We start from the raw sequence: 7,506 nt of genomic DNA on the forward strand, positions 1-7,506 counted from the left end.
ACACGATGACGGGGACGACCGGGACGACCGGGACCGCCGCGGCGGAGCCGCAGGTGGCCGAGGACCGCTACGCGCGGTTCTACGCCGCCCAGGCCCGGTCGGCGACGCTGCGCCGGATCTACCGGGAGGCCTACGGCGAGGACTACCCGGAGGAGATCGACCCGTTCGGTTTCGTCACCCGCGCCGACCTGGCCCGGATCGGCGAGCTGGTCGGTGTCGCGCCCGGCGGGACGCTGGTCGACCTGGGCTGCGGCCGCGGCGGGCCGGGGATCGTGGTGGCCCGCGAGCGGCGGGCCCGGCTGGTCGGCGTCGACCTGGTGCCGGTCGCGGTCGCCGACGCGGCCCGGCGCAGCCGGGAGCTCGGCCCGGCCGGGGCGCGCTTCGTCGTCGGCTCGTTCACCGGCAGCGGCCTGCCCACCGGCGGCGCGGACGCGGTGATGAGCGTCGACGCGCTGTGGATGGTGCAGGACAAGCCGGCCGCGCTCGCCGAGGTGCACCGGATCCTGGTGCCCGGCGGCCGGTTCGTGCTGACCACCTGGGAGCCGGCGCACGTCGACCACCGGGCGCTGCTGGACGAGGCCGGGTTCGACCTGGAGGTGCGGGAGGAGACCCCGGACTGGCTGGCCCGCCAGCGCGCCGTCTACGCCGGGATCACCGCGGCGGCCGCCGAGCTGGCCGACGAGCTGGGCGCCGAGGGTGCCGAGGTCATCCTCACCGAGGCGGAGCAGGCACCCCGGGTCCTCGCCGGGACCCCGCGGCTGCTGCTGGCCGCGCGGCGGCGCCGGCCGTGACCGGCCCGGCCACCGGCAGCCCGGCCACCAGCAGCCCGGACAGCCCGGACAGCCCGGACAGCCCGGCCGGCCCGGCCGGTCCGGCCGCCGGGACCGGGGATCCGGCCCCGGCCCTGTCGCCGGAGTCGCACGCGCGCAGCCGCGCCTTCCTGCGCTGGTGCCTGCGCGCGCAGTGGCGCGGGCTGGCGCTGGCCGCCTGCACCGGGATCGTCGTGCAGGGCCTGTTCGTGCTGCTCCCGTGGGGTGTCCAGCAGGCCGTCGATCGCGGCATCACGCCGGGCGACGCGGTGCAGACGGCGTTCTGGGCGGCCGCCGTCGCCGGGCTGGGGCTGCTGATCACCGTCGGGCAGATCGCGTTCCAGTGGTGGAACTACCTCTCCGGCGCCCGGGTGATCAAGCAGACCCGGGAGCGGCTGGCCGCGCACGTGCTCGAGCTGGACCGGGCCGCGCTGGCCGGGCACGGACCCGGCGAGCTGGCGGTGCGCGGCGGCCGGGACGCCGAGGCGCTGTGGAACTGGCTGTCCGGGGTGGTGGAGACCGTCCAGCTGATCGCCGGACTGGCCGTCATCCTGGGTGCGCTGCTGCTGCTGGACCCGCTGCTGGCGGTGATCGGGGTGGCCGTGATCCCGCTGCTGCTCGGGCTGGCCGCGGTGTTCCCGCGCCGCTACGAGGCGGCGTCGCTGGTGCTCGGCGCCGCGCACGGCGACCGCGGCGCCGCGGTGGAGGGGCTGCTGTCGGGCACCGCGGCGGTGCGCGGCGTCGGCGGCGAGCACGTGCTCGTCACCCGGCACCACGACCACAGCGCCGAGGTCACCCGGCAGACCGTGCGGGTGGCCCGGATCGGCACCCTCTGGGGTGCGCTGGCGTCGTTCGTGCCGCTCGCCGCGGCCGCCGCCGGGCTGTTCGTCGGTGGCCTGGCCGCCGTCGACGGCCGGTTGACCGTCGGCGGCCTGCTCGCCTTCGCCTCCTGGATGGCGATGCTCGCGCAGCGGGTGGACACCCTGGTCGGGCAGCAGACGATGCGCCGGCAGGCGGCCGCGTCGGCGGCCCGGATCGCCGAGGTGCTCGCGCTGGCCCCGCGGCTGCCCGAGCCGGCCGATCCGCTGCCCGCCCCGCCGGCCGGGCCGGCCCGGCTGGCCGGGACCGGCATCCGGGTGGTGCACGGCGACCGCACGGTGCTCGACGACGTCGGGCTCGCGGTGCGCTCCGGGGAGACCGTCGCGGTCACCGGCGTCACCGGCTCCGGGAAGACGTCGCTGCTGCGGGTGCTCGCCCGGCTCGACGCCCCGGACGCGGGCACCGTCACCCTGGACGGGGTGCGGCTGGACCGGCTGCGCCGCCGCGACGTGCGCGCCCGGATCGGCTTCGTGCCGCAGCGCCCGGTGCTCACCTCCGGCACGCTGCGCTCCGCCCTGCTGCTGGGCGCCGAGCTCACCCCGGACCGGGACGGCGAGCTCCGCGCGGCCTGCCACGTCGCCGCCTTCGACGACGACCTGGCCGGTTTCCCGGACGGCCTCGACACCGTCGTCGGCGAGGGCGGCACCACCCTGTCCGGCGGTCAGGTGCAGCGGATCGCGCTGGCCAGGGCGCTGCTGCGGGAACCGGACGTGCTGCTGCTCGACGACGTGACCTCGGCCCTGGACACCGGGACGGAGAACCTGGTGCTGACCCGGCTGCGCGCCGCCCGGCCGGATCTCGCGATCGTCTTCGCCGGGCACCGGGAGGCGGTGCACGCGCTCGCCGACCGGGTGGTCGCGCTGCCCGCGCCGCCGGTCACCGACGCCACCTCCGGAGCCGGTCGTGGCTGAGGTCGCGCTGCTCACCGAGGAGCCGTCGCTGCGCGGCACGCTGCGCAGGCTCGCGCCGTTCCTGCGGCCGCACGCGCTGCCGGCGGTCGTCGCGGTGACGCTCACCCTGTCCGCGTCGCTGGCCTGGGTGCTGGTCGCCCCGATGGTCGGCGCCATCACCGCCGCCGTGCTCGACGCCGACCGGGACGGCGTGCTGGTCGCCGGGCTGGTGCTGCTCGGCCTGGCGGTGGCCCGCACCGTGCTGTCCTGGGCGGGCGAGCTGCTGCTCGCCGTCGTCGGGGAGCGGGTGGTGCGCGGGATCCGGGAGAAGGTGGTCGACCGGCTCGCCGCCGCCCCGCTGCGGTTCGTCGAGGCGCACCGCGGCGGCGAGCTGCTGACCCGGGCGACCACCGAGATCGAGCTGCTGTCCACCTTCGTCCGCTCGCAGCTGCCCGCGGCCGTCTCGGTGCTCGGCTACCTGGTGTTCGCGGTGGTCGTGCTCGTCGCCTACTCGTGGCTGCTGGCGGCGCTGCTGCTGGTGCTGTTCGTGCCGCTGTCGCTGCTGGTGATGCGCTCCTTCGAGCGGGCCGCCGGATCGGCGTTCACCGCCGAGGCGGCCGCCCGCGCCGCGGTCGCCGCGGCCTTCGGCGAGACCGTCGCCGCCCGCGAGGCGGTGCAGGCGGCCGGCGCCGAGCAGGTCTGGGGGCGCCGGTTCGCCGAGCGCACCGGCGCGCTGCTGGCCGCCGTGCGGCGCACCATCCGGGCGCTGAACCGGCTGCCGCTGGCGGTGGCCGTGGAGGCGGTCACCACCGCGGCGCTGCTCGCCGCCGGGGGCGCGCTGATCGCCGCCGGCCGGATCGACGTCCCCACCGTGGCGGTGTTCGTGGTCGCCACCCGCACCCTGTTCGACTCCTTCACCGAGGCGACCGGGCTGGTCGGCGAGTTCCAGGAGTCCCGGGTCGCGGTGGCCCGGCTGACCGACCTGCTCGCCGCCACCGGGCCCGCCGCGCCGGCCGCCCCCGCACCGGACGCCCGCCCGGCCCGGCGCCCGGCCGGGCCCGGCCGGCTGGTGCTCGACGGCGTCGGGTTCGGCTACACCGCAGGCACCCCGGTGCTCGACGGCGTGTCGGTCACCGTCGAACCCGGCGAGCGGCTCGCCCTGGTCGGCCGGACCGGCGCCGGGAAGAGCACCCTCGCCAAGGTCGTCGCCGGGCTGTACCCGCCGGACCGCGGCCGGGTCACGGTCGACGGCACCCCGCTGGACGCGCTGGGCCCGGGCGAGCTGCGGCACCGGGTCGCACTCGTCGGCCAGCAGGTGCACGTCGCCGCCGGCTCGGTGCTGGACAACGTCACCCTGGTGCTCGGCACCCCCGGCCGGGACGAGGTGGAGCGGGCGGTCGACGCGCTCGGGCTGCGCCGGTGGATCGCCGGGCTCGGCGGCCTGGACGCCGATCTCGGCGCCCGCGGCGACCGGCTCTCCGCGGGGGAGCGGCAGGTGCTCGGCCTGATCCGGGCGGCGCTCGTCGCACCGGCGGTGCTCGTCCTGGACGAGGCGACCGCCGATCTCGACCCGACCACGGCGGGCCTGCTGGAGGGCGCGCTGGAACGGATCCGGGACGCCAGCACGCTGGTCGTGATCGCGCACCGGCCGGACACCGTGGCGCGGATGGACCGCGTCGTCACCCTGGACGGAGGCCGGGTCGTCGCCGACACCGGCACACCCACCGAAGGAGCAGGCAGTGCCCTACTGGATCACGACCGTCCGCGACGTCCGGCGGATCACCCCGCACATGGTGCGGGTGGTCCTGGACGGTGACGAGCTCGCCGGCTACCAGGCGAAGGGCCTGGCCGACGACTACTGCCGGGTGCTGTTCCCGCATCCCGGCGAGGACTCGCCGGTCGTCCCGGTCGAGATCGACGGCACCGAGCAGGACCCGCCCGGCGCCGTCCCGGCGCCGGTGCGGAACTACACGATCCGCCGGCACGACCCGGACACCGGCGAGGTGTGGATCGACCTGCTGCTGCACGAGGGCGGGATCGGTGCCGGCTGGGCCGCGCAGGCCCGGCCCGGCGCCCGGATCGCGCTCGGCCCGGCGCACGGCCGTTACCAGCCGCCGGACGGCACCCGGCGGGTGGTGCTGGTCGGCGACGCGACCGCGCTGCCCGCGATCGGCCGGATCCTGGACGAGCTGCCCGCGGGCCGCTCGGCGCTCGCGGTGATCCTGGTCGCCGACGCCGCCGAGGAGCAGGAGCTGCCGGCCGGCGACGGCGTCGAGATCCGCTGGCTGCACGTGCCCGACCCGGCCGCGCTGGGCGAGCGGCTGCTGGCCGAGGTGCAGTCGTGCGAGCTCGCCGCCGACGGGACCGACTACGTGTGGGTGGCCGGGGAGACCGACGCCTGCCGGCTGGCCCGCAAGCACCTGCGCCACGAGCGGGGCCTGCCGGCGGGCGCCTACACCGTCGTCGGGTACTGGCGCCCGGACGCCGAGCGCTGGCAGGCCCGCTACGACGCGCTCGCCGAGGAGCTCGCCGCGAAGCTCGCGATCGCCGACGCCGAGAACCCGGACGACGACGACTACGACGACGCCGTCGACCGGATCTACACCGACGCCGGGCTGTAGCCCGGGTCAGGCGTGCTCGGGCGGGGCGAGCGCCACGACCCCGTCCGGCAGCAGCGAGATCGGCCGCATCATCCGGTGGTCCTCGTGCTCGTAGACGTGGCAGTGGTGCACGAACCGCCCGGCGTGCGGGCCGAACCGGCCGATCGCGGTGACCAGCTGCCCGCCGCCGAGCGACACGACGTCCTTCGCGCCGGCCTCCGGGGCGGTCACCGTGCCCGCCCGGTCGAACCGCAGCGGGCGGGTCGTGCCGCCGCCGAACGACCCGTCCGGGCGGACCAGGTAGGTCCAGCCGGAGACGTCGTAGTGGTCGCGCCGCTGCACCTGGAAGGTGAACGCGTGCACGTGCATCGGGTGCGGCGCGCCGGGACCCTCCAGGTTCAGCCAGGTCCAGCGCTCCCAGCCCTCGGTGCGGGCGTGCACGGTGACCGGATCGGCCCAGGTGGCGGCGGTCCGGCGGAAGGTGCGCAGGGCGCCGTCGTGGTCGACGAGCTGGACGATCCCGTCCACCGGGCCGTCGGCGAGCGCGTCCGGCACGTCGTCGGTCTCGGTCATCTCCCACATCCGGGCCGACACCGGGAAGGCCGGGGTGATCAGCACGATCCGGTCGGTGATCGGGGCGGCGACGTCGGCGGTGATCCGGGTGAACCCGGGCGCCAGCTCGGTGCCGGCCCGCACGACGGTCGCGGCCGGCGCCGGCCCGGCCGGCCGGTCGCGGACCCGGAACTGCATGACGTCGTCGGACGGCGCGGGCGCGACCGAGCCGTCCACCCAGCGCAGGGTGCGCCCGGCGTACCCGCTGAAGTCGATCACGACGTCGGCCCGCTCGGCGGGGACGACCGCGAACTCCTCGGCGCCCGGCGCGGCCCGGGGGAGCAGCCCGGCGTCCGACCCGACGTGGTGCGCGACGCCCTCGGGGAGCACCTGCTCGTCCTCGTCGATCAGCATCAGGTGGTAGGGCCGGATCGACGAGGCGTTGAGCACGCGCAGCCGGTAGGGCACCGGATCGACCTCGAGGTAGGGCCAGATGGTGCCGTTGACCAGGGTGAACGGGCCGGTGAAGGAGCGCGGCAGGCGTTCGGCCTGGCCGTCGTAGAGCACGATCTTGTAGAGCAGCTCGCCGGTCAGCCGGCCGGTCGGGTCGGTGTCGAGATTGCGGTCGCAGATCACCAGCGGGATCTCGTGCTCGCCCGACGGGAGCCCGGCGGCGTCCTCCTCGTCGTCGCGCAGCAGGTAGAACCCGCCGCCGAGGCCGGCCATCGTGGTCAGCCGGGTCACGTGCATGGCGTGGTCGTGGTACCAGAGCGCGGCGGCGGGCTGGTCGTTGGTGTAGCGGGTCAGCTGGACGCCGGTCGGTGCGACGGCGTTCTCCGGCCAGCCGTCGGCGCCGCCGCCGACCACGGCGCCGTGCAGGTGCACCACGGTCCACGGGGGCAGCACGGCGGCCGCCGGGAGCGGCTGCGCGCCGCGCGCACCGGGCAGGTCCCACTCGCGCAGGTCGCCCCGGTTGTCCAGCACCTCGACCGCCTTCACCGGGTACGGCCCGGTCAGCTCGTTGGTCCAGGCGATCTCCAGCGGGACGCCCCGGCGGGCCTCGATCGTCGGGCCGGGGAAGCCGCCCTCGTAGGTCCACATCGGGGTGCCGGGCAGCGCCGAGTGCAGCCGCACCTGCGCGGTCCGCTGGCGCACGGTCAGCCGGGCCACGCCGTCGGTGCCGGGGGCGGCGGTGAGCACCGGCATCCGCGGCAGCGGATCGGTGAAGGGGCGCAGCTGCAGCAGGGCGCGGCCGTCGTCGGGCGGCGGCCGGTACACGCCGGTGACCGGATCGGCGCCGCCGTGGCCGCCGTGCGCGGTGCGGCCGCCGGGCGCGTTCACGCCGGGCAGCAGCACCCGGTCCGGCGGCGCCCCGGCGGGCCGGGCCCGGGTGGCCAGGCCGGCGACCGCGGCGGCCAGCGCGGTGTGCGCGAGGAAGCGGCGCCGGCTGGTCCGCAGCACCCCGGGCGGGCGGGTCCGGGCCGGGGGGTGCTCGGGCCGGACGGCGGCCGGGACCGGGGTGACCGGGGGGCTCGGCGGGAGCGGTGGCACCGGGCGGGGAACCCGGCTCCCGTCCGATGTGGACGAATCCTCGGCCATCCGCGGACTGCCTCCTCGTACTCAGTAAGCCTGACACGAAGCCTAAGTTAGGCAAACCTCTTAATCCATCACCCTCACCTCTGGACTCCTCTCCGCGGATCTGCTTAGGCTCAGCTAACTCGATCGGGTGGCTCCGTCGTCTCCACCCGGCCCTTCCTCCACGGGAGTCGCACCTCC

General features: G+C 76.9%; 5 protein-coding genes. 4 read left to right on the forward strand and 1 reads right to left on the reverse strand.

What is annotated here, in order from left to right; translation table 11 throughout:
• The first annotated feature begins 5 nt into the window (after window positions 1-5).
• From ABD160_RS31515 to ABD160_RS31530, 4 genes are read left to right on the forward strand one after another with little or no spacing between them, the layout of a single operon-like run.
• On the forward strand, window positions 6-791 hold the full coding sequence (locus ABD160_RS31515) for a class I SAM-dependent methyltransferase (RefSeq protein ID WP_344029775.1): 786 nt from the start codon (window positions 6-8) through the stop codon (window positions 789-791).
• Window positions 788-2,599 carry an ABC transporter ATP-binding protein gene (locus ABD160_RS31520; protein WP_344029777.1) on the forward strand — a complete coding sequence of 604 codons (1,812 nt, stop codon included), beginning with the start codon at window positions 788-790 and terminating at the stop codon, window positions 2,597-2,599. Before ABD160_RS31515 ends, ABD160_RS31520 begins: the two co-directional genes overlap by 4 nt.
• Window positions 2,592-4,394 carry an ABC transporter ATP-binding protein gene (locus ABD160_RS31525; protein WP_344029780.1) on the forward strand — a complete coding sequence of 601 codons (1,803 nt, stop codon included), beginning with the start codon at window positions 2,592-2,594 and terminating at the stop codon, window positions 4,392-4,394. Before ABD160_RS31520 ends, ABD160_RS31525 begins: the two co-directional genes overlap by 8 nt.
• Entirely contained in the window at window positions 4,318-5,199 is an 882-nt protein-coding gene (locus tag ABD160_RS31530; RefSeq protein ID WP_344029782.1) for a siderophore-interacting protein, read from the forward strand. Before ABD160_RS31525 ends, ABD160_RS31530 begins: the two co-directional genes overlap by 77 nt.
• A 6-nt stretch (window positions 5,200-5,205) precedes the next feature.
• On the opposite strand, the gene ABD160_RS31535 is transcribed toward ABD160_RS31530, so the two are convergent.
• A complete protein-coding gene (locus tag ABD160_RS31535) occupies window positions 5,206-7,281 on the reverse strand; it encodes a multicopper oxidase family protein (RefSeq protein ID WP_344029785.1) in 2,076 nt (691 codons plus the stop codon).
• Between the last annotated feature and the right edge of the window lie 225 nt (window positions 7,282-7,506).

The organism is Pseudonocardia kongjuensis, assembly GCF_039526905.1.
GTDB classification, from domain to species: Bacteria; Actinomycetota; Actinomycetes; order Mycobacteriales; family Pseudonocardiaceae; genus Pseudonocardia; species Pseudonocardia kongjuensis.